We start from the raw sequence: 19,598 nt of genomic DNA on the forward strand, positions 1-19,598 counted from the left end.
CGCACGACCTGGGAGCGGCGTTATGTACACTCGTACACATGGGGTATCTGATGCTGGCGGGAGCCATCGCCGCCGAGGTCGCCGCGACCACGGCCATGAAGTACACCGAGGGCTTCAGCCGGCTGCTGCCCTCGCTGCTGACCGTCCTCGGATATGTCGTCTCCTTCGCGCTGCTCGCGCAGACCCTGCGGACGGTCGCGGTCGGTACCGCGTACGCGATCTGGGCCGGGGTCGGCACCGCCTCCATCGCCACCATCGGGATGCTGTTCCTCGGGGAGGGGATGACGGCGGCCAAGGCCGCCGGGATCGCGCTGATCATCGTCGGGGTGGTCGTGCTGAACCTGGGCGGTGCCCACTGATGGCCCGCCGCTACGACCCCGAGCGGCGCCAGCGGATCATCGACGCCGCGATCCGGGTCGTCGGCGAGAAGGGCCTGGCGGGACTGAGCCATCGCACGGCCGCCGCCGAGGCCGACGTACCGCTCGGCTCGACGACGTACCACTTCAAGACCCTCGACGAACTGATGGTCGCCGCGCTGCGCCAGGCCAACGAGGGCTTCGCCAAGGTGATCGCGGCGCGCGGCGGTCTGGAGGACCCGCGGGCCGACCTGGCCGCGGAACTGGCGGGCTGGATGGGCGAATGGCTGGCCGGCGACCGCACCGGAGTGGAGCTGGAGTACGAGCTCTACCTCGCCGCCCTGCGCCGCCCCGCGCTGCGTCCGGTCGCCGACGAGTGGACCGAGCAGCTCGTCGAGCTGGTGGCCCGCCGCACCGACCGGGTCACGGCGCGGGCGCTGGCGGCACTGATGGACGGGATCTGTCTTCAGGTGCTGCTGACGGACGGGGTGTACGACGAGGCGTACGCACGCGAGATGCTGGCGCGGATCATTCCGCCCCGCTGAGCCGCCCGACCGTGGCCAGTGCCGCGTCCACGCTTCCCGCGACGTCCGTCACCGGATACTGCACGTCCCGCACCACCCGCTCCCGGTCGACCACGAGGGTGAGGCGCTTGAGCCGGCTGGCGCCCGCCGCGCGGAAGGTCGGCAGCCGCAGCGCCGTGATGAGGGACAGTTCGGCGTCGGAGAGCAGCGGAAAGCCCAGCCCCTCCTTCTCGGCGAACGCCCGCTGTTCGTCCGGGCGTTGGGTGGAGACGCCGTGCACGGTGGCGCCCGCCGCCGTGAAGTCGGCCTGGCGGTCGCGGTAGGTGCAGGACTCCAGGGTGCAGCCGGGCGTGCCGGGGATGTCCGACCAGCCCGGCGGATAGGAGTCGGCACGGGCGTAGGCGCCGGGGAAGCAGTACAGGACGGTGAACGGGGTGCCGTCCGCGACGGGATCGCGCGACGCGCCGCGATCGTCGACGAGTCGAAGCTCCGGCATCCGGGTGCCGACGAGCTCGTGCACCCGCCGCGCCTCCGCCGAGGCCTCCGCCGCGGTGGCCGTCGTACCGCCATCACCGAGGACCCAGGCGTCGCCCCAGTCCTGGAGGGCGACGAGGACGGGGAGCAGGGCGTGGCCGCGCGGCGTGAGCCGGTACTCGTACCGTACGGGCCGCTCCTGGTAGGGCACCCGGGTGAGTACCTCGGCGTCCACGAGGAGATGCAGCCGTTCCGTCAACACCTTCCTGGACATGCCGAGTTCGCGCTGGAGCTCGTCGAAGCGATGCACCCCGCGGGCGGTGTCGCGCACGATCAGCAGGGTCCACCAGTCACCGACGACGTCCAGGGCCTGGGCGATGGCACAGGTGGCGTCCTCCAGGCTCGTCCTGCGGGCCATGGCGTCCCGTCCCTTCGTCTGCGGCGTTGCCCCGAGGCTGTCATGCTGACATAGTCAGTTCCCAAAGGGAACTAACTGGGGGGCGTGGTGCGCGCACTGCGAGAGGTGCCACGGGCGGTCTGGCTGCTGGCCTGCGGCACGTTCGTGAACATGGTCGTGAGTGTCGGCTTCGCCTTCGTCTTCCTGTACGCCACCGGTCCGCGGGGGCTGGGGGCGGGCGCGGCCGGGGTGCTCGTCGGGGTCGGGGGCGTGGGGCTGGTCGCGGGGAACTTCACCGGCGGCTGGTACGGGGACCGGTTCGGGCATCGCCGGGTGCTGCTGACGGCGGCCGTGGGATCGGGGCTGCTGCTGGGTGCGGTGCCGCTGCTGCCGACGGCGGCGTTGTACGGGGTGCTGCCGCTCGCGCAGTACGCGGCGGGGGTGCAGCGGGCCGCGCAGTCCGCGCTGGTCGCGGTCATCGTGCCGGAGGGGGTGCGGCGGCAGGCGTTCGCCGTGATGCGGGCCGCGGCGAACGGGGGGTTCACGGTGGGGCCGGTGCTCGGGGCGCTGGTCGCGACCAGGTTCTCGTACGACTGGCTGTATGTGGGGGAAGGGCTCGGGAGTGTGGGGCTGGCGTGCTGGACGGCTCGGGTGGTGCCGGCGGCGCGGGGGGTTTCGCGGGGGCGGGGCCGGGGTGGGGAGGGTGGGGGCGTCTGGGCTGCGCTGCGGGCGCGGCCGGCGGTGCTGGTGCTGCTGCCGGCGATCGTCGTCGTCGATGTCGTGTACCGGCAGCAGTACTCGACGTTTCCTGTCTTCCTCGCGGATCACGGGATGGACGCGCGGGTGTACGGGACGCTGCTCGCCGTCAACGGGGGGATTCTGCTGTGTCTTGAGGTGCCGGTCGCGGTGGTGCTGCGGAAGCGGTCGCCGTTGCGGGTGGTCGGGGTGGGGCTGGTGTTGGTGGGGGCGGGGTACGGGGTGTTGTTGGTGGGGGTGGGGGTCGGTAGTGCGGTCGTGATGATGGCGTTGCTGACGGTGGGGGAGGCGCTGTACAAGACGACGGCTACGGCGTATGTCGCGGATCAGGCGCCGGAGCATGTGCAGGGGCGGTTTCAGTCGTTGTACGCCGGGGCGTCGATCAGTGGGGTGGTGTTGGCGGCGCCGTTGGGTGGGGGGTTGTACGAGGTGGCTCCGGGGGTGGTGTGGCCGGTCTGTGCGGGGTTGGGGGTGGTGGCTGGGGTGGTCGTGCTGCTGTCCGACGCCTTTCCTCGCCCCCGCCGCCCCTACCCGTTCCCATCCCCAGGGGCTGCCGCCCCTTCGACCCCGCCCAAGGGGCTCCGCCCCCTGGACCCCCGCCGGCCCTGAAGGGGCGCTGTGGTGCGTCGGCGGGTGCGGGTGCGTGGGGGCTGGTCGCGCAGTTCCCCGCGCCCCTGGGCGGCACGACCTGCACCGGCGTACGAAGCGCGCCCCTGGGCGTAGGACGGGCCCGCAGCCGCGTACGGCGGTGAGGGGTCGTGTCGGGGGGTGTCCGCCCGCAGCGGTTGGCGCGTCAGCACGGGTGCCCCTTGTAGAGGACCTATTTCGCGCCGTTCCGAGGACGGACACCCCCCGGCGCGGCCCCGACCCACGACGCAACCGCCCGCGGCTCGCCACCTGAGACGTGAGACCCGCTGGTTAGCCTCCGTGGGCTTCGGGTGGTTAGGTTGCCCTCATGACCGACACGACTGCTCCTCGTACGACCGGCGCCGTGGCCGCCGGGCTTGCCACCATCGCCGCTGATGGCACCGTTCTCGACACCTGGTTCCCCGCGCCCGAGCTGAAGGAAGAGGCCGGCCCCTCCGGTACCGAGCGGCTCAGCGCCGAGCAGGCCGTCGAGGCGCTCGGCGCGGGTGCCGCCAAGGCGATCGGCGCGGACGCGCGGCGTGGCGTCGAGGTCGTCGCGGTTCGTACGGTCATCTCCTCGCTCGACGCCAAGCCGCTCGACGCCCATGACGTCTACCTGCGGCTCCACCTCCTCTCCCACCGGCTCGTCAAGCCGCACGGCCAGAGCCTGGAGGGCATGTTCGGCTTCCTCGCCAACGTCGCCTGGACCTCCCTCGGCCCCGTCGCCGTCGACGACATCGAGAAGGTGCGCCTCAACGCCCGCGCCGAGGGCCTGCACCTCCAGGTCACGTCCATCGACAAGTTCCCGCGGATGACGGACTACGTCGCCCCCAAGGGCGTCCGGATCGCCGACGCCGACCGCGTCCGTCTCGGTGCGCACCTGGCCGAGGGCACCACCGTCATGCACGAGGGCTTCGTCAACTTCAACGCCGGCACCCTCGGCACCTCCATGGTCGAGGGCCGTATCTCCGCCGGTGTCATCGTCGGCGACGGCTCCGACATCGGTGGCGGCGCCTCCACCATGGGCACCCTCTCCGGCGGCGGCAACGTCATCATCTCCATCGGCGAGCGCTGCCTCATCGGCGCCGAGGCGGGCGTGGGCATCGCGCTCGGCGACGAGTGCGTGGTCGAGGCGGGGCTGTACGTCACCGCCGGCACCCGCGTCACCATGCCCGACGGGCAGATCGTCAAGGCCCGTGAGCTCTCCGGCGCCTCCAACATCCTCTTCCGCCGCAACTCGGTCACCGGCACGGTCGAGGCCCGCCCGAACAACGCGGTGTGGGGCGGTTTGAACGAGATCCTGCACAGCCACAACTAGATCAGCCACAACTAGATGAGCCACAACTGATCAGCGGAGCGTGAGAGACAGTGCCTTCCCGGTGGACCTCAACCGGGAGGGCACCCTCACTCCGAGTTCATCCGCACCGCCCGCATCCCCAGCCGCCGCGCCAGCCACATCGTGTGCTCCCGGCTGATCGCTTGCTCCGCGGAGACGACGTACCGGGACCAGTCGGCCTCGGTCGTGACGTTCTCGCCGGTCATGCGGACGAAGCCGAGTTCCGTGGCCGTGAGGGAGTAGGCGGAGGACAGGTTGTCGTACTGCTTGACCTCCAGCCACGCACCCGCCGCGGCGATGGCGGCGGCGACCACGCTGCTGGCGTCGACGTCGGCGAGGTCCAGCAGGCTGACGGTGCTCGTGGCGACGCCGAGGACCTCGAAGAGGATCAGGATGCTGCGCCATTTCCCGGAGTTCTGTTTGTTGAGCCGGGCCTTGGCGTTGTACCAGCCCTCCTGGTCCGCGACCCGCAGCGCCAGATAGGCGGACTTCCGGTCCGCGAAGTCCAGCGCCCGTACCTCCCGCATCCGGTCGGTGACCTGGGCCTGGCCGAACGTCAGGCCGGGGAGGTTCGCCTCCGTCGTCAGGTCGTGGATGCGGGTGAGCAGGACGTCCCGGGCCTCGTCGTCCGAGAGCGAGGGCGGGAAGGGTGCCGCACCCGCCATGTAGCGCCACGCCAGCGTCTTGACGGACTCGGCCAGCGCCCGGCCGTTGTACCAGCGTTCCTCAGGTTTGTCCCGCAGTAGATGGACCTCGGTGAGCAGCGCGGCGATGAAGGCGGTGAGCGCCAGAGCCGCCGCCGTCTTCTCCACTCTGCCGTGGTTGTCGACCGTGGCCGCGATACCGCCGAACAGGGCTGCGGCCAGGGCGAGTTGAAGCCGCCCGCGGGTCCACTTGAGGTAATCGCGCTGGCCCTCCTTGGAGATGGCGTCCGCCGACTCGAAAACCCCGGGAAGATCGCGCTCTTCGAGGGGACTTTGCGACAGCATCAAGTGCATCCTGCTCTGTGCTGGGGGCGCGTTCAGGTCAGCGTAGCGTTCCGCAACATCGCGAAGTCCTTCTCCCGCAGGCCGATTCGCGGGTCGACGTGGTGCAGCAGGGCGGGGCCGGGATGATGCTCGGCGACGAACTCCTCGTCGGCGGCGCTCTGTTCGTCGTCGACCCAGGCGAAGGGCCGGCCCTCGGCGTACGCCACGATCGCCTCCGTCTTCCAGTGCACCCCGTCGGGCCGGTGGGTGAGCAGGCGGTCGCCGAAGTCGACGTAGGGGAGCTCGGGGAGGCCGACGACGGGGGCGATCCAGCGGTTGGCCGCGTCCATCCACGTGGTCGCCCAGCACAGGTCGTAGGGGAGGGAGAGAAGGGCCGGGCCGTGCGACGGGTTCAGCCACACCCGTAGGGGGCGGCCCGGACGCAGGGCCACCCGGATCGTCGTGTAACCCTCGGGGCGGCGCTCGGCCTGCGCCGCGTACGGGTTCAGGGGGCCGTCGACGTCGAGGAAGAGGAGAGGGCGGCTCACCGGATCACCGTACGGCAGGGAAGGGGAGCGGGCGCTGAGAATTTCTGTGCGCGGCAGGCATAGCGGGACGCGGCCGCGCGCGTCACAAGGGGCAGAGGGGGGCGGACACCGGGTCCGCTCCGGGGACGGGCCCCGGGGAACCTCCCCGGGGAAGAGAAGGTGACGATGGATGCCGAGGCGCAGGACAGCTTCCGGGAGTTCGTGGAGCACCGGTCGTCCGCGCTGCTGAAGACGGCCGTGCTGCTCAGCGGCGGCGACCGGCACACCGCCGAGGACCTGCTGCAGAACGCGCTGATCAAGGCGGCCGGCCGCTGGCACCGCATCGACGAACCCGAGGCATACGTACGGCAGATCCTCTACCGGCAGCAGATCAGCCGCTGGCGGCTGAAGTGGCCAAGACGCGAACTCAGCGTCGCCGAGCCACCGGAGGACCGCACCGGCGGGGACGACTCGTCGGCCGCAGAGGTGCGCCTGGTGATGCGGGGCGCGCTCGCGCGGCTCACGGCACGCCAGCGCACGGTCCTCTTGCTGCGCTACTTCGAGGATCTGCCCGAGGCGGACGTGGCCCGCATCCTGGGCTGCTCGGTGGGCACCGTACGGTCCACCACCCATCGCTCGCTCGCGCGTCTGCGCACCCTCGCCCCCGAACTGGCCGCCCTGAACACCCCGAGCCGGCCGTCCCGTGACTTCGCACCCGTGGAGGTACGTCCGTGAACGTCGAGGATCTCGTACGTGACTCCCTGCGCGACCTGGCCGGTGAACAGCCGCCGCCGGGACCGGGTTTCGCCGACCGGGTGCTGGCCGTGCGCCGACGCCGACGGGCACGTACCTGGGCGTCCGTCGCGGCGGCCACCGCGGCCGTGGTCGCCGTCTCGGTGGCGGTACCGCAACTGGTCTCCGGCGGGGGCGACGAACGCCCGAGCGGGACCACGGGCCGCCAGGAGGGGTCGCTGCCGCAGCGGACGATCTCGGTCGGGAACACGGTGCTCGCCGCCTACTACACCACCGACACCCGGACGAGGGTCAAGGACGGGTGGATCGCCCAACGGACGTACCGGCTCCTTGATCCCCGGACCGGGCGGTACAAGAAGGACACCCGATGGTCCTACGTCGCCGTCGCACCCGGCGCGAAGACCGCCGCCGTCCTCGAACGGTCCCTGCCCGCCCACCGGATCGGGCTGCTCGACCTCACGACGGGGGAGATCAGGCAGTGGATCCCGCTCGACGTGGGAGTCGGCGGGCTCTCCTTCTCCCACGACGGGACCAAGCTGGTCGCCACGACGTACGACGAGCACCCCGACGTGCGGGTCATGGTCAGGAACGGCGACAGCGGCGTGGACCCGGCGCTGGTGGAAGGCGACACGTCCCGGACCGGATACCTCGTCTGGGACCTGGTGAACGGCGGCGGAGCCTGGTGGCAGGTCAAGGCCGGCCGTGATGTCCCGAGCCGCGCGGACTTCGCCTTCACCGACGACGACAAGGCGCTGTACACCCAGGTCGTCGGCGGCAAGGACGGCATGGAGGAGTTCTACGACCTCTCCGGCAAGAAGATCGCCGCACCCGCGAAGGAGAAGCACCTGCGCTGGGACGTCCCGGCCCGGATCTCCCCGAACGGTGAGCTGGCCGCCCTCGGTCTGACCAAAGAGGTCAACATGGGCAAGAAGCTCCCCGGCAAGTCCTACTCCTCGATCCAGAACCCCCTCACCGGCAAGGAGATCACCAAGGTGCGCGGCGCCCAGCTCCTCGCCTGGGTCGACGACCACCGCCTCATCGCCTGGGAACGCACCACACCTCTCAAGAACGCGGGCTACAAGGACCACCTGGTCCTCGTCACGATCGGCAGCGACAAGGTCGTACCGCTGAGCGGCGAGCGCGATCCGGACGACGGCCCCCAGCGGCTGGCCTGGGAACCGGTCTTCGTGCGGCGCTGATTCAGCGAAGCGCTCGGTACGCCGCGAGCAGCCCGTCGACCGTCTCCCGGTCGGCGGGCAGCAGCGGTGCGCGCACCGGGCCGGCCGGCAGGCCCAGCTCGTTCAGCAGCGCCTTCGCCGTGACCGTGCCGGGCAGGCCCGCCGACATCATCAACTCGATGAGGGGCGTGGCCTGTTGCTGGCGGCGGGCCGCCTCCGCGGTGTCGCCGGCGTCGAACGCGTCGAGGACGGCGCGCAGTTCGGCCGGGGCGACATTCGCCACCGTGCTGATGTATCCCGCCCCGCCCACCGCGTACAGCGCGAGGTTGTGCTCGTCGCAGCCCGCGTAGTACGCCAACTCCGTGCGGGCGATGACCTTCTGGGCGGCGAGGAAGTCGTAGGAGCAGTCCTTGACCGCGACGATCCTCGGGTGTTCGGCGAGCCGGAGGAGGGTCTCGGGCTCGATGCGGGTGCCGGTGCGGCCCGGGATGTCGTAGAGGGTGATCGGCAGGCCCGAGGAGTCCGCGATCTGGCGGAAGTGCGCCTCCAGCGCGTCCTGCGGGGGCCTGCTGTAGTAGGGGCTGACCAGCAGCACCCCGTCCGCGCCCGCCTTCTCCGCCTCCAGGGCGAGTTCGGCGGTGTGCCGGGTGTCGAAGGTGCCGATGCCGGTGAGGATCGACGCCCGGGTGCCCACCGCTTCCTGGACCGCCCGGACGAGGTCGGCCTTCTCGGCGTCCGACGTGGTCGGCGACTCGCCTGTCGTCCCTGACAGGACCAGACCGTCGCAGCCGTCCGCCACCAGCCGCTCGGCGAGCCGCTGTGCGCCGTCCAGGTCGAGGACGCCGCCCTCGGTGAAGGGCGTGATCATCGCGCAGAGGGCGCGGCCGAAGGGCGGGGCGGAGGAGCCGGAGTACGTCATGGGAGTAGTCTCGGCACAGTCATCGTGAAGCTCCACTTAATTCTTCTACGATGTATTGGTAAGCAATGCTGAGAGGTGGGGGTCGGAGTAGGCCCTATGTCCAAATCGGCCCCTCATGGGTCACCATGGTCAGGACGGTCATCGACCCCAGGTATCGACCCCTGGTCATGGGAGGCGTCATGAAGCTCGGCAAGGCACTCGCCACCGGAGTCGCGACGGAGCGGCCGCAGGCCCACGACGAAGAACCCGAACTCCGGCTCCCCGAAGAGATCACCGAGGAACTGACGGCGCCCGAAGAGGTCCCGGCCGCCCGATGAGGCTCCGGCTTCCGGAGGAACGCCCGACGGAGCCGCCGACCGGATACAAGATCGCCCACCCGGTGCTGTCCCACGACGGCACCCGGGCCGGGTTCACCGGTGTGTCGCTCGGCGGCGCGCTGCCCTACGGCGTCCTCGCCGACGCGTCCTGCGTCTACGGCCTGCGGCACCAGGCACCGCACCGCCGCTGCGACTGCGGCTTCCACTGTGTGCACGACCGGACGACCGCCGAGGCCCTGCTGTGCACCGCCGAGCACCGGGCGGCCGCCCTGCTGGAGGTGACCGTCCTCGGCCGCTACCTCCGCTTCGAACTCGGCTTCCGCTACGCCCGCCAGCGCGTCCGCACCGCCACCGTCGGCCCCTGTACCTGCGGCGCGGTCGCCTCCGCCCTGGCCGACGCCGGCTGGGGCAGACCCGGCTGGCGCGCCCTCGCCCCGTCCTGCGCGGGCTGTCTGCGCGGACGTACGTCCGTCTCGCTCGCCTCGTTCGCACGGCTCGCGGGAGAGGGGCTGCGCGTGGTGGCGGGCCGGGGGAGCGAGGCGGCGACCGATGCCGAGGTGGCCGCCACAGCCGATCTCGGTGTCCGCGAACTCACGGCCGAGGCCGCTCTGTTGCAGGCCCGGCTCGACTGGTTCCAGACGCAGCTGGCGCGGCTGGGGGAGCGGGGCCCGGAGGCGGGTTCGCAGGGGTAGCGGGTGCGGGTCCGGGTACCCGGACGGTCCGAACCGAGAGGAGGCGGACACCGTGACCCAGACCCAGGAGCCCGGGCAAGCCCAGCACTCCGTCGGCGAGCTCGTCGGCCAGGCCACCGAGCAGCTCTCCCAGCTCGTGCGGCAGGAAGTGGCCCTCGCCAAGGAGGAGCTCGCCGAGAAGGGGCGGCGGGCCGGGCGCGGCGGCGGAATGCTCGGCGCCGCCGGAGCGATCGCCTACGCCGGGCTGCTCGCCCTCGCCGGCACGGCCACCGCCGCACTCTCGCTGACGCTGCCCGTCTGGGCCGCGGCGCTCATCGTGACGGCCGTGCTGTTCGCCCTCGCCGCCCTGCTGGCCGCGAAGGGCCGCACCCAGCTCCGCCGCGCCGCACCCCCCACGCCCGAGGAGACCCTCGGCAGCGTCAGGGCCGACGTCGAGGAGATCAAGGAAAGGGCACACCGATGACCGACAAGGGGACGCCGGGCGTGGGCCGCGGAGCCAAGGGCCCCGAGGAACTGCGGGAGCAGATCGAACAGACCCGCAGCCAACTCGGCGACACAGTGGAGGAGTTGGCAGGAAAGATGGACGTGAAGGGCCGAGCGCGAGCTCGGGCGGCCGATCTGCGGGACAAGGCCGGCGCGATGACCGTGCAACTGCGCAGCACCGCGGCGCAGGCCGGCCACACGGCGCACGACCGGGCCACCCAGGCCGGTCACACCATGCACGACAAGGCCGTGCAGGCGGGCCACAAGGTCCAGGACACGGCGACCAGGACCGGCCACCAGGCGCAGGGCAGGGCCGCGAAGACCGGGCACGAACTCCAGCGAAGGGCCGAACACAGCGTCCCCCAGCCCGCCCGGTCCGTCGTCCAGGCGGCGATCCGGCATCCGCGCCCCGTGCTGGTCATCGGCGCGGCGGTGGCCGCGGTGGCCGTGGTGACGTGGCGGTACCCGAAGAAGTGACTTGACCTGAAGTTTGGTTGAGGTTGGAGGGTCGTCGGTACACGCATCGGCACTCGAACAGCGGAGCCCGACATGACCCGTCGTACCGACGACCACCCCGACCTGACCGACCCCCGCGTCGGCGCGCCCTTCTTCAGCACCTGGCGCGTCGGCACCCCCGAGCGGCAGCGGGAGGCGGCGGCGACGATCGCGCGGACCTGGGAGCGCCGGGACTGGCCCGCCACCGGACTGCTCGGCTACCACGTCTACGCCGGACACGACGGCTCCACCCTCCTGCACCACTCGCAGTGGGCGGACGAGCCGGCGTACGAGGCCTTCGTGAAGACCCACCGGCAGGAGCGCGTCGACGAGGTCGACACCGCCGTACCGGGCATCGAGCGGGTCCGGCTCGACCGCTACCGGCGCTATCGCAGCGCGACCCAGGACGGTGACACCCGGGTGCCGGGATGCGTCGTGATCGTCGAGGTGGAGTTCGAGAGCCCCGACCCGGAGCGGCAGCGCGCCTGGGTCGACGCCGTCCTCGAGGCCCTGGAGAGCGAGCCGAACCCGCACCCCGGCGGCATCGGCGCCCACTTCCACCTCAGCACCGACGGCATCCGCGTCCTCAACTACGCCGAGTGGGAGACCGCCCAGGCCCACATCGACGCCCTCGCCGCCCCCGGCGACGGCGTCGGCTCGGCGACCGAACTGTGGAAGCGGGTCCAGGAGTTCCCCGGGGTGAAGGGCAGTACGGTCAGCCGGTACGAGCACGTGCTCGGGCTGCTGCCCGGGTAGCACAGCAAGGCCCGGCCGAACTCGCGGTCCGGCCGGGCCTGTTGGAGTGCCGTGCGACTACGGCTTGAAGCGCAGGACCTGCGGGTCGTGGTCGCTGATCTGGTCGTTGAACTCCGAGTTGACGTGCACGCTGTCGTACTCGAAGTCGCAGCCGCGCCGGATCGACGGGGAGACCAGGATCTGGTCCAGGACCTGGGCGTTGCCCTGGTAGACGTACGAGTAACGCTCGCTCTTCGGCAGCGACTTGATCGCCGACCACAGGGCGCCGTCGGTCTCGAGGATCTTGGCGGTGTCGGAGAACTCGTAGTCGTTGATGTCGCCGAGGGCGACGACGTCCGCGTTCTTCTGGGTGTCCAGGACGTCCTTGACGAAGGCGTTGACCAGGGTGGCCTGCTGGTGGCGCTGGACCTCCGAGCTGCGCGGCACCGGCTGGGTCGCCGAGGTCAGGCCGTAGTCGCCGCCCTTGGAGTTGAAGTGGTTGGCGATCACGAAGACCGTGCGGCCACGGAAGACGAACTCGCCGACCAGCGGCTTGCGGCTGGACGCCCAGGCCGCGTTCGTCGGGTCGATGCGACCGGGGCTGACCGTCAGGGCCGCCTTGCCGTGCTCCTTCGTCACACCGACGGCCGTGGTGGCGTCGCCGCCCGCGCGGTCGGTGAAGGAGACCCGCTCCGGGTTGAACAGGAACACCTGGCGGATGTTGCCGCCCGGCTCACCGCCGTCGGTGCCGTTGGCCGGGTCGATGGAACGCCAGTCGTACGTCGGGCCGCCCGCGGCCGCGATCGCGTCGATCAGCTTCTGGACCGTCTGGTCGGCGGCGACCGTGCCGTCGTTGGTCGCGCCGTTGTTGTCCTGGATCTCCTCCAGGGACACGATGTCGGGCGACTGGAGGTTGTTCACGATCGCGGCGGCGTGCGCGGCGAAGGTGCCGTCGGACGGGTCGAGGTTCTCGACGTTGTACGTCGCGACCGCGAGCTCGCCGCGCTTCTGCTTCTGGGTCGTCTCGCGCTCGGTGCCGCCGCTCTTGAGCGTGCCGATCGTGTTGGCGACGAGGGTGTAGCCGCCGAACTGGTTGTAGTCCAGCGGTCCTTCGGTCGCGCCCTGAAGCACGTCACCGACGTTCGCCACCGGGAAGGCGGAGGTCGCGCCGAGCGACTGGATCTGGAGACGGCCGGTGTTCTGGGCGTCGTAGGAGCCGTAGACCGTGCCACCGCGGCGGTTGGCGTTCTCGCGCGGCTTCACCGTCACCCACAGCTCGGTGTACGGGTCGCTGGCGCCGACCACGCGGGTGTCGGCGACCTGGACGTTCTCGCCCTCCAGGGACTCGTAGTAGTCCAGGGCGTACTTCGACGGCTCCAGGGTCAGGCCGTTGATCGAGTTGCCCGCGGCGGTGTCGCCGACCGGAGCGTAGGCGGCCGGCACCGACCTGGCGTCGACGACGACGGCGGCGGGGACGGCGTTGCCGCTGGAGACGACCGTGGTGGTCGGCTTGGTGATCTCGGTGATCGACTGGTTGCCGGAGGTGGCGCCGCCGGGGACGTACTCCGAGACCGTGCCCGAGACCGTGACGAGGTCGCCGACGGCGACGCCCTTCGGGGTGGAGCTGGTGAAGACGAAGACGCCCTCACTGGTGGCCGGGTTGTCGTCCGCGTTCGGGTCCTGGATCCAGAAGCCCTTGGACGAGCCGTACGTACGGATGCCGGTGACGATGCCGGAGACGTCCGCCACCTTCTGGCCGGCGTACGGGGATATCCGGGTCGTGCCCTGGATGTCGTGGACGCGCACGGAGTCCGCGTGCGCGGGAGAGGTCAGGACGACCGTGGACGCGGCGGAGCACACGGCGGCGACGGTGAGCGCGGCGAGGCGCGCGGAAGACTTGCTCGGCAACGGGATCCCTCCGGGGACGTTCTTGAGCGCCGGGACGAGGGTGGAGCGTGGAACGGTGGGAGCCGCGACCGGTGGGGCGGAGGCGACGCGCGTAGAAAGTACCGTGCACAGGTGTCAGGGCGGTGAACAGGTGTGCAGTGAACTTCTACGCGCGTAATCTCCTTCGCGATCAGGTCACTTGTCAAGGTTTCGGCCATGTACGGGGGCCGGCGGGGAGATGAACCGGGCGGCATGGGGCCAAATCCGTCTAGGCTGAGCGGCTGAGTGGTAAGACGCGATGTCTAGGAGAAGCAGCCGATGTCAGACAGCTCCCCCCTGCCGCCGGCGCGGCTGCACCCCGAAGCGGAGCTGGCGCGGGACGCGCTGTCCACGCCGTTGCTCTCCCGGGCCGCCCGGCTCGCCCGCTGGGCGTCTCCCGACACCCGCGTCGACGCAGGTGGCGGGCTCGCCGAGGAGCAGCTTCCCGCCGCCGCCGAACTCCTCGGACTCACCGGGGACGACGCGGCCGCCTGGGCGAGCGAGGCCTGGCGGGTCGCCGTCGACACCGGGCTCGTGGAGATCGTCGACGAGAACGAGGGCACCGTCGCGGCCGGCGAGGAACTCGCCCTGCTCACCGGCGGCGCCCCGCAGGATGTGCTCGGGGTGTGGCAGACGGCGCTGGAGACGGTGCTCGCCGACGCGAGCGTGCCCGACCTCGACGACCTGGTGGAGGCCATGGACGAGGGGGGTCAGATCGACTTCTCCACGCTCGACTGGGACCCGGACGCCGAGGCCGACTTCCTCGACGGAGTGCTCGGCAACCTGTATCTGCTGACCCTCAACGACGAGGGCCCCGGCGACCGCCCCGTGCCGCTCCCCGCGCTCGCCGCGTCCATGATCGTGCCCAACGACATGGGGGAGCCCACCAACGACGTCCTCGAACAGGTCTCCGACGCGATGATGCGCCTCGACGACCAGTTCCGGCTGCTCGAACCGGTCGGCCTCGTCGAGTACCAGCCCGTCGACGAGGCGCTCATGGCCGACGCCGACGACGAGCCCGCCGCGCCGGTCGACGACACCGACGTCTCCCGCTACGGCATGGTCCGGCTCACCCCGCTCGGCCTCTACGGACTGCGGGCGCGGCTCCTGGAGGCCGGCTTCACGGCGCCCGCCGTCGGGGACCTCGCCGACAAGGGTGCGGACGCCCTCCTCGACGGCACCTCCACCTTCCCGCCCGGGGCCGCGCAGGCCGAGACCGAGCAGTGGCTCGACCGGCGTGAACCCCTCGCCGCCGCCCGGGAGTTGCTGGCCGCCAGCCGGGGCGGCGACGCGGGCGCGCCGCTGCGCCGACTGCGCTGCCAGCAGGCGCTCTCCCTCGTCGGCGCGGAGGCCGAACCGGCGCTGCGGGCCGTCCTCGACGACCCTGAGCTCGGCGGACTCGCCCGCGTCTGGCTCACCGAGCGCGGCGCCGCCGACGTACCGCCGCCGTCGGAGGCGATGATCTTCTGGCTGACCGTCGACACCGTCGCGGCCCAGCTCGCCGCCGAGGGCAACTCCGAGGAGCTGACCGGGCTCGTGGAGGGGCTCGCACAGCAGCACAGCGGGTTCTTCGCCGCCGCGTGGCGGGTGGACCACCCCGCCACCGCCGATGTGCTGGAGGCCATGGGGCGGCTGCACCCGGACAAGAAGATCGCGAAGGAAGCACGCAAGGCGGCCTTCAAGGCCCGCTCCCAGCAAGGCGGTTGAGTCGCAGGCGCGGTGCCGTGGCGGGAGCGGCGTCCTGGCCGACGTACGGATTCATGGAAGCGAACCTACGGACGTCGCCCGGTGTTCAACTCCCGTTCAGGCGTGGGCGAAACGGTGACGCCGACCCGAGGTCCCCCACCCTCCACGGCACACCCCTCGCCACACAGGAGACACCATGTCGCTCACCCGCAGGGACTTCGCCAGAAACTCCGCGATCACCGGTGCCGGTGTCGCGCTGGCCGGCAGCGTCGGCGCCCTCGCCACCGCGCCGCAGGCCCTCGCGTCCACCGACACCGGGAGCGAGGCGGACGCTCACGGCGGAGTCGGCTACGGACCCCTGATCGCCGACCCCGACGGCATCCTCGCGCTGCCCGCCGGGTTCAAGTACCGCGTCATCACCTACAGCGGAAAGACCACGCTGGAGTCGGGCGAGATCACCCCGTCCAACCACGACGGCACCGCCACCTTCGACGGCCCCCGCGGCACCACCCTCCTCGTCAACAACCACGAGCTGAAGGGCCCGCGCGCCAACTGGAAGTACCCCGTCCCGCTCACCGAGGGCCTGGTCTACGACCCGGCCGCGTCCGGCGGCTGCACCGTCGTCGAGGTCCGCCCCGACGGACGCGTCGCCGAGTGGGTCGGCATCGCCGGCACCTCCACCAACTGCGCGGGCGGCCGCACCCCTTGGGGCACCTGGCTCACCTGCGAGGAGAACGAGGACAAGGCCGGGTCCAACGGCATGACCAAGGACCACGGCTATGTCTTCGAGGTCGACCCGAGCGACCGCCGTGCCAACCGCGACCCCAAGCCCCTGAAGTTCTTCGGCCGCTACGCCCACGAGGCCGTCGTCATCGACCCCAAGCGCGGCCACGCCTACCTCACCGAGGACGCGGCCTCGCCCAACGGCCTCCTCTTCCGTTGGACCCCGCCCAAGGGCTTCGAGCACGGCCGCGGCAAGCTCCGTACGCTCGCCGACGACGCCGGTGTCTTCGAGGCCTTCAAGTGCTTCGACTCCGGCGGCCAGTTCGTCGACGACCTCTCCCGCGCCACGAAGATCGGCACCGTCTACGGCGTCGACTGGGTCGCCGTCCCCGACCGCGACGCCAAGACGGTGGCCGTGCGCAAGCAGTTCACCGACGGCCAGGTCACCCGCGCCCGCAAGCTGGAGGGCATGTGGTGGGGCGACGGCGGCGCCTACATCGTCTCCTCCTACGCCCGCACGGAGAGCCCCGTCCAGCACGACGGCCAGGTCTGGTTCTACGACCCCAAGCGCCGCACGCTGACTCTGAAGGTCCTCCTCGGCGTCAACCCCGACCCGTCCGTCGACGGCGCCTTCGACGGCCCCGACAACATCACCGTCTCCCCGTACGGCGGCCTCGTCATCGCCGAGGACGGCGAGGGCGTCCAGCACCTCTTCGGCGCGACCGACAGCGGAAAGACCTACCCGATCGCCCGCAACGAACTGAACATCGGCACCGAAGACGCCCCCGAGTACAGCGAGTTCACCGGCGTCACCTTCTCCTGCGACGGAAAGACCCTCTTCGCCAACATCCAGACGCCGGGCATCATGCTCGCCATCACCGGGCCGTGGAAGCGGCAGAAGCGCGGCTGATAATTCGTTCGACCACCCCGCGGCCCTCCTCCTAAAGTAATGCCTGTCCAGGTGCGAAGGCAGGACCTACTTCCGCTGATAACGGGGAGGCCGCGGGTTCGAATCCCGCCTCCGGTACAACACGCCGGTGTAGCTCAGAGGCAGAGCACCTAATGTCGGTTCCGCCGGCCTGAACTCTGGACACCACAACTTCATGCACCTCCCGGTGCGCGGGCCGCGGCTACTTCTTCTCCAAAAAGATTCCCATGCCGCTGCCGACTTGATCTCGGGAGGCGCAGCTCATGGTGGGTGCCCGGTGTGCAGGCAACGGCTACTTCATTGGATCAGAAGGTCGCGGGTTCGAATCCCGTCATCGACTCAGGGTCGGTGTAGCTCAATGGATAGAGCATCTGACTTGGTTCCGTCGCCGACTTCTGATCTCGGGCACCCTCCTTCTGCCGCGCCTCCCTCCGAAACCTTCAGTGAATTCGGGGGAATTCAGCATGTCGCGATTCAACAAGCGTTCCGCCAAGGCGCAGCCCACCTCTCGCGTCACCTCGACGGGCCGCATACTCCGTACCTTCCAGGGCGGCCGAGGCCGCGAGCGGGACCCGCGCTCCGAGCTCTTTCTGCTCGCCATCGCCAACTTCGTGTCGCAGAACACCTTCTACGAGACCGGCGCCGACCGTGACGACCGGTTCGCCAAGCTGGTGCGGGAGCTCGCCGTCACCGATCCGGAGTGGACGGCCGGGCTGCTCGGCTGGCTGCGCGGTGAGGGCAACCTCCGTACCGCCTCCGTCGTCGGCGCCGCCGAGTACGTGAAGGCACGCCTCGACGCGGGCGCCACCGGCGGCCCCTCGAACCGGCAGGTCGTCGACTCCGTGCTCCGGCGTCCGGACGAGCCCGGCGAGCTGCTCGCGTACTGGACGGCGACCTACGGCCGTAATGTGCCCAAGCCCGTCAAGCGCGGAGTCGCCGACGCCGTACGGCGGCTCTACAGCGGAAAGTCCCTGCTGAAGTACGACACCGCGGCCAAGGGCTACCGCTTCGGCGACATCCTCAACCTGGTGCACGCGGCGCCCGACCCGGACAAGGTATGGCAGGGCGAGCTGTTCCAGTACGCCCTCGACCGCCGGCACAACCCGGACACGGCCGTGCCGCCCGCGTCGAACCGGACGCTGGTCGCGCATCGCGAGCTGATGGCACTGCCGGTCGAGGAGCGGCGCGCGGTCGTCACCTCCGAGGACGGCGCCGAGCGGCTCGCCGCGGCCGGGATGACCTGGGAGGCGCTGGCCGGGTGGCTCCAGGGGCCGATGGACAAGGCGGCCTGGGAGGCGGTCATTCCGTCCATGGGTGCGATGGCGCTCGTACGGAATCTGCGGAATTTCGACCAGGCCGGTGTCTCCGACGAGGTCGCGGCCCAGGTCGCGGCCCGGATCAGTGACCCGGCGGAGGTCGCGCGGTCGCGGCAGTTCCCGTTCCGGTACCTCGCCGCGTACCAGCACGCGCCGTCGCTGCGCTGGGCGTACCCGCTGGAGCAGGCGCTCGGCCACTCGCTGGCCAACGTGCCCGCGCTGCCCGGCCGGACGCTCGTCCTGGTCGACCGCTCGGGCTCGATGTGGGGTCCCCTGTCCGGCCGCTCGCAGCTCAACCGGGCCGACGCGGCGGCGATCTTCGGCACGGCGCTCGCGCTGCGCGCCGAGGACGCGGACCTGGTGCAGTTCGGGACCACCAGTGCGGAGGTCGCGTACCGCAAGGGTGAGTCGGTGCTGAGGATCCTGGAGCGCTTCGGCAACCTGGGCGGCACCGACACCACGGGTGCGGTGCGCCGGCACTACCGGAAGCACGACCGGGTACTGATCGTCACCGACGAGCAGTACGCGTTCAGCCACTACGGCGACCCGACCGAGCAGGTCCCCGCCGATGTGCCGGTCTACACCTGGAACCTCGCCGGGTACCGGGCGGGCCACGGCCCCTCCGGCAAGGCGAACCGGCACACCTTCGGGGGTCTGTCGGACGCGGCGTTCCGGATGGTTCCGCTGCTGGAGAGCGCCAGGGACGCCGACTGGCCGTGGGCCGCGGCCTGACCGGCCCGGTCCGCGTATGTGGCCCGCACCTCACGGGGGTGCGGGCCACACCCTTGTCCTCGTCCTTGACTGACATCTAACATTTCAGTTGTGGAGGCCATACGACCCGTAACCCGCACCCTGCTCAGGGACCGCGCCTACGCAGCCATCAGGGACGCCATCGTGTCCGGGGAGCTGGAGCCCGGCGCGGTCGTGCGGGACGCCGATCTCGCCGAACGGCTCGGGCTGTCCCGGGCGCCGGTGCGCGAGGCGTTCTCGCGGCTCGTCGACGAGGGGCTGCTGGAGAGCAAGCCGCAGAGCTACACGCGGGTGACTCCGGTCGTGGCGGCGGACGTACGGGACGCCGCCGCGGTCGTCGGCGCCCTGCACGAGCTGGTCACCCGGGTCGCCGTGCCCCGGCTGTTCGCCGCGGACATCGAGGCGATGCGCGCGGCCAACGAACGGTTCGCCGCGGCTGTCCGCGCCGGTGACGTGGACTCCGCGCTCCGTGCCGACGACGAACTCCACGACGTCCTCGTCCGCGTCAGCGGCAACCGCGCCGCGGCCGCCACCGTCGTCCGCTACACGCCCCTCATCCGCAGGCTGGAACGCCGTCGCTTCGGCGAGGGCGGCAACTGCCGCTCCGCCGGGCTGCACGAGCGGCTCATCGAGGCCTGTACGGCCGGTGACGTGACCGGCGCGGTCGAGGTCACCGCGGAGATCTGGCGGGGCCTGGCCGATCTCGCCGACGACGTTCCCTGAGCACCCAGG

Annotated in this window: 20 protein-coding genes; 15 read left to right on the top strand and 5 right to left on the bottom strand. The window is 71.2% G+C overall.

Annotated features, from left to right (window positions below):
* Positions 1-38: 38 nt before the first annotated feature.
* Together OG885_RS34025 and OG885_RS34030 are read left to right on the top strand one after the other, a co-directional pair.
* Positions 39-359: a DMT family transporter gene (locus OG885_RS34025; protein WP_399958923.1), complete on the top strand. Its 321-nt coding sequence runs from the start codon at positions 39-41 to the stop codon at positions 357-359.
* Positions 359-901 carry a TetR/AcrR family transcriptional regulator gene (locus tag OG885_RS34030; protein WP_405738058.1) on the top strand — a complete coding sequence of 181 codons (543 nt, stop codon included), beginning with the start codon at positions 359-361 and terminating at the stop codon, positions 899-901. The genes OG885_RS34025 and OG885_RS34030 overlap by 1 nt, the downstream gene beginning before the upstream one ends.
* Here the strand turns inward: OG885_RS34030 and OG885_RS34035 are convergent.
* The gene (locus tag OG885_RS34035) at positions 885-1,772 is read right to left on the bottom strand and encodes a winged helix-turn-helix transcriptional regulator (protein WP_405738059.1); all 888 of its coding nucleotides are present in this window, start codon (positions 1,770-1,772) and stop codon (positions 885-887) included. The genes OG885_RS34030 and OG885_RS34035 overlap by 17 nt on opposite strands.
* A gap of 87 nt (positions 1,773-1,859) precedes the next feature.
* On the opposite strand from OG885_RS34035, the gene OG885_RS34040 reads away from it, so the two are divergent.
* Positions 1,860-3,116 carry an MFS transporter gene (locus tag OG885_RS34040; protein ID WP_405738060.1) on the top strand — a complete coding sequence of 419 codons (1,257 nt, stop codon included), beginning with the start codon at positions 1,860-1,862 and terminating at the stop codon, positions 3,114-3,116.
* Between the two features lie 346 nt (positions 3,117-3,462).
* Positions 3,463-4,452, top strand: coding sequence for a 2,3,4,5-tetrahydropyridine-2,6-dicarboxylate N-succinyltransferase (dapD, locus tag OG885_RS34045; protein ID WP_405738061.1), 990 nt, complete (start codon positions 3,463-3,465; stop codon positions 4,450-4,452).
* 86 nt (positions 4,453-4,538) lie between these two features.
* Here the strand turns inward: dapD and OG885_RS34050 are convergent, their stop codons facing one another.
* Both OG885_RS34050 and OG885_RS34055 read right to left on the bottom strand, forming a co-directional pair.
* On the bottom strand, positions 4,539-5,459 hold the full coding sequence (locus OG885_RS34050) for a DUF4231 domain-containing protein (RefSeq protein WP_405738062.1): 921 nt from the start codon (positions 5,457-5,459) through the stop codon (positions 4,539-4,541).
* Positions 5,460-5,491: 32 nt separating this feature from the next.
* Positions 5,492-5,986 (bottom strand): hypothetical protein, encoded by a 495-nt coding sequence (locus tag OG885_RS34055; protein WP_405738063.1) that lies wholly within the window; start codon positions 5,984-5,986, stop codon positions 5,492-5,494.
* Between the two features lie 165 nt (positions 5,987-6,151).
* On the opposite strand from OG885_RS34055, the gene OG885_RS34060 reads away from it, so the two are divergent.
* Entirely contained in the window at positions 6,152-6,700 is a 549-nt protein-coding gene (locus OG885_RS34060) for a SigE family RNA polymerase sigma factor (RefSeq protein ID WP_405742999.1), read from the top strand.
* Positions 6,697-7,917, top strand: a complete 1,221-nt coding sequence (locus OG885_RS34065) for a WD40 repeat domain-containing protein (protein ID WP_405738064.1) — start codon at positions 6,697-6,699, stop codon at positions 7,915-7,917. The genes OG885_RS34060 and OG885_RS34065 overlap by 4 nt, the downstream gene beginning before the upstream one ends.
* Position 7,918: 1 nt before the next feature.
* On the opposite strand, the gene dapA is transcribed toward OG885_RS34065, so the two are convergent.
* Positions 7,919-8,815, bottom strand: coding sequence for a 4-hydroxy-tetrahydrodipicolinate synthase (dapA, locus tag OG885_RS34070; protein WP_405738065.1), 897 nt, complete (start codon positions 8,813-8,815; stop codon positions 7,919-7,921).
* 179 nt (positions 8,816-8,994) lie between these two features.
* Between dapA and OG885_RS34075 the strand changes: the two genes are divergently transcribed.
* From OG885_RS34075 to OG885_RS34095, 5 genes are all read left to right on the top strand, one after another.
* Positions 8,995-9,132 (top strand): hypothetical protein, encoded by a 138-nt coding sequence (locus OG885_RS34075; RefSeq protein ID WP_405738066.1) that lies wholly within the window; start codon positions 8,995-8,997, stop codon positions 9,130-9,132.
* On the top strand, positions 9,129-9,824 hold the full coding sequence (locus OG885_RS34080; protein ID WP_405738067.1) for a hypothetical protein: 696 nt from the start codon (positions 9,129-9,131) through the stop codon (positions 9,822-9,824). Before OG885_RS34075 ends, OG885_RS34080 begins: the two co-directional genes overlap by 4 nt.
* 52 nt (positions 9,825-9,876) lie before the next feature.
* Positions 9,877-10,287, top strand: a complete 411-nt coding sequence (locus OG885_RS34085) for a phage holin family protein (protein ID WP_405738068.1) — start codon at positions 9,877-9,879, stop codon at positions 10,285-10,287.
* On the top strand, positions 10,284-10,784 hold the full coding sequence (locus tag OG885_RS34090; protein WP_405738069.1) for a DUF3618 domain-containing protein: 501 nt from the start codon (positions 10,284-10,286) through the stop codon (positions 10,782-10,784). Before OG885_RS34085 ends, OG885_RS34090 begins: the two co-directional genes overlap by 4 nt.
* A gap of 72 nt (positions 10,785-10,856) precedes the next feature.
* Positions 10,857-11,558 carry an antibiotic biosynthesis monooxygenase gene (locus OG885_RS34095; protein ID WP_405738070.1) on the top strand — a complete coding sequence of 234 codons (702 nt, stop codon included), beginning with the start codon at positions 10,857-10,859 and terminating at the stop codon, positions 11,556-11,558.
* A gap of 57 nt (positions 11,559-11,615) precedes the next feature.
* Here the strand turns inward: OG885_RS34095 and OG885_RS34100 are convergent, their stop codons facing one another.
* A complete protein-coding gene (locus tag OG885_RS34100; RefSeq protein ID WP_405738071.1) occupies positions 11,616-13,445 on the bottom strand; it encodes an endonuclease/exonuclease/phosphatase family protein in 1,830 nt (609 codons plus the stop codon).
* Between the two features lie 297 nt (positions 13,446-13,742).
* Here OG885_RS34100 and OG885_RS34105 point away from each other — a divergent pair, with 297 nt between their 5' ends.
* From OG885_RS34105 to OG885_RS34120, 4 genes are all read left to right on the top strand, one after another.
* Positions 13,743-15,170, top strand: coding sequence for a hypothetical protein (locus OG885_RS34105; RefSeq protein ID WP_405738072.1), 1,428 nt, complete (start codon positions 13,743-13,745; stop codon positions 15,168-15,170).
* A 175-nt stretch (positions 15,171-15,345) separates the two neighbouring features.
* A complete protein-coding gene (locus OG885_RS34110) occupies positions 15,346-16,782 on the top strand; it encodes an alkaline phosphatase PhoX (protein ID WP_405738073.1) in 1,437 nt (478 codons plus the stop codon).
* 482 nt (positions 16,783-17,264) lie between these two features.
* Positions 17,265-18,848, top strand: coding sequence for a TROVE domain-containing protein (locus OG885_RS34115; protein ID WP_405738074.1), 1,584 nt, complete (start codon positions 17,265-17,267; stop codon positions 18,846-18,848).
* Between the two features lie 90 nt (positions 18,849-18,938).
* Positions 18,939-19,589, top strand: coding sequence for a GntR family transcriptional regulator (locus tag OG885_RS34120; RefSeq protein ID WP_405738075.1), 651 nt, complete (start codon positions 18,939-18,941; stop codon positions 19,587-19,589).
* Positions 19,590-19,598: the final 9 nt, after the last annotated feature.

Source organism: Streptomyces sp. NBC_00028, assembly GCF_045041065.1.
Classification (GTDB): Bacteria; Actinomycetota; Actinomycetes; order Streptomycetales; family Streptomycetaceae; genus Streptomyces.

Bases quoted from the DNA above. Each gene is read 5' to 3' on its own strand.
- OG885_RS34050 (WP_405738062.1), bottom strand. From the start codon at position 5,459: ATGCTGTCGCAAAGTCCCCTCGAAGAGCGCGATCTTCCCGGGGTTTTC.
- OG885_RS34075 (WP_405738066.1), top strand. From the start codon at position 8,995: ATGAAGCTCGGCAAGGCACTCGCCACCGGAGTCGCGACGGAGCGGCCG.
- dapD (WP_405738061.1), top strand. From the start codon at position 3,463: ATGACCGACACGACTGCTCCTCGTACGACCGGCGCCGTGGCCGCCGGG.
- OG885_RS34060 (WP_405742999.1), top strand. From the start codon at position 6,152: ATGGATGCCGAGGCGCAGGACAGCTTCCGGGAGTTCGTGGAGCACCGG.
- OG885_RS34030 (WP_405738058.1), top strand. From the start codon at position 359: ATGGCCCGCCGCTACGACCCCGAGCGGCGCCAGCGGATCATCGACGCC.
- OG885_RS34105 (WP_405738072.1), top strand. From the start codon at position 13,743: ATGTCAGACAGCTCCCCCCTGCCGCCGGCGCGGCTGCACCCCGAAGCG.
- OG885_RS34095 (WP_405738070.1), top strand. From the start codon at position 10,857: ATGACCCGTCGTACCGACGACCACCCCGACCTGACCGACCCCCGCGTC.
- OG885_RS34115 (WP_405738074.1), top strand. From the start codon at position 17,265: ATGTCGCGATTCAACAAGCGTTCCGCCAAGGCGCAGCCCACCTCTCGC.
- OG885_RS34080 (WP_405738067.1), top strand. From the start codon at position 9,129: ATGAGGCTCCGGCTTCCGGAGGAACGCCCGACGGAGCCGCCGACCGGA.
- OG885_RS34090 (WP_405738069.1), top strand. From the start codon at position 10,284: ATGACCGACAAGGGGACGCCGGGCGTGGGCCGCGGAGCCAAGGGCCCC.
- OG885_RS34035 (WP_405738059.1), bottom strand. From the start codon at position 1,772: ATGGCCCGCAGGACGAGCCTGGAGGACGCCACCTGTGCCATCGCCCAG.
- OG885_RS34025 (WP_399958923.1), top strand. From the start codon at position 39: ATGGGGTATCTGATGCTGGCGGGAGCCATCGCCGCCGAGGTCGCCGCG.
- dapA (WP_405738065.1), bottom strand. From the start codon at position 8,815: ATGACGTACTCCGGCTCCTCCGCCCCGCCCTTCGGCCGCGCCCTCTGC.
- OG885_RS34110 (WP_405738073.1), top strand. From the start codon at position 15,346: ATGTCGCTCACCCGCAGGGACTTCGCCAGAAACTCCGCGATCACCGGT.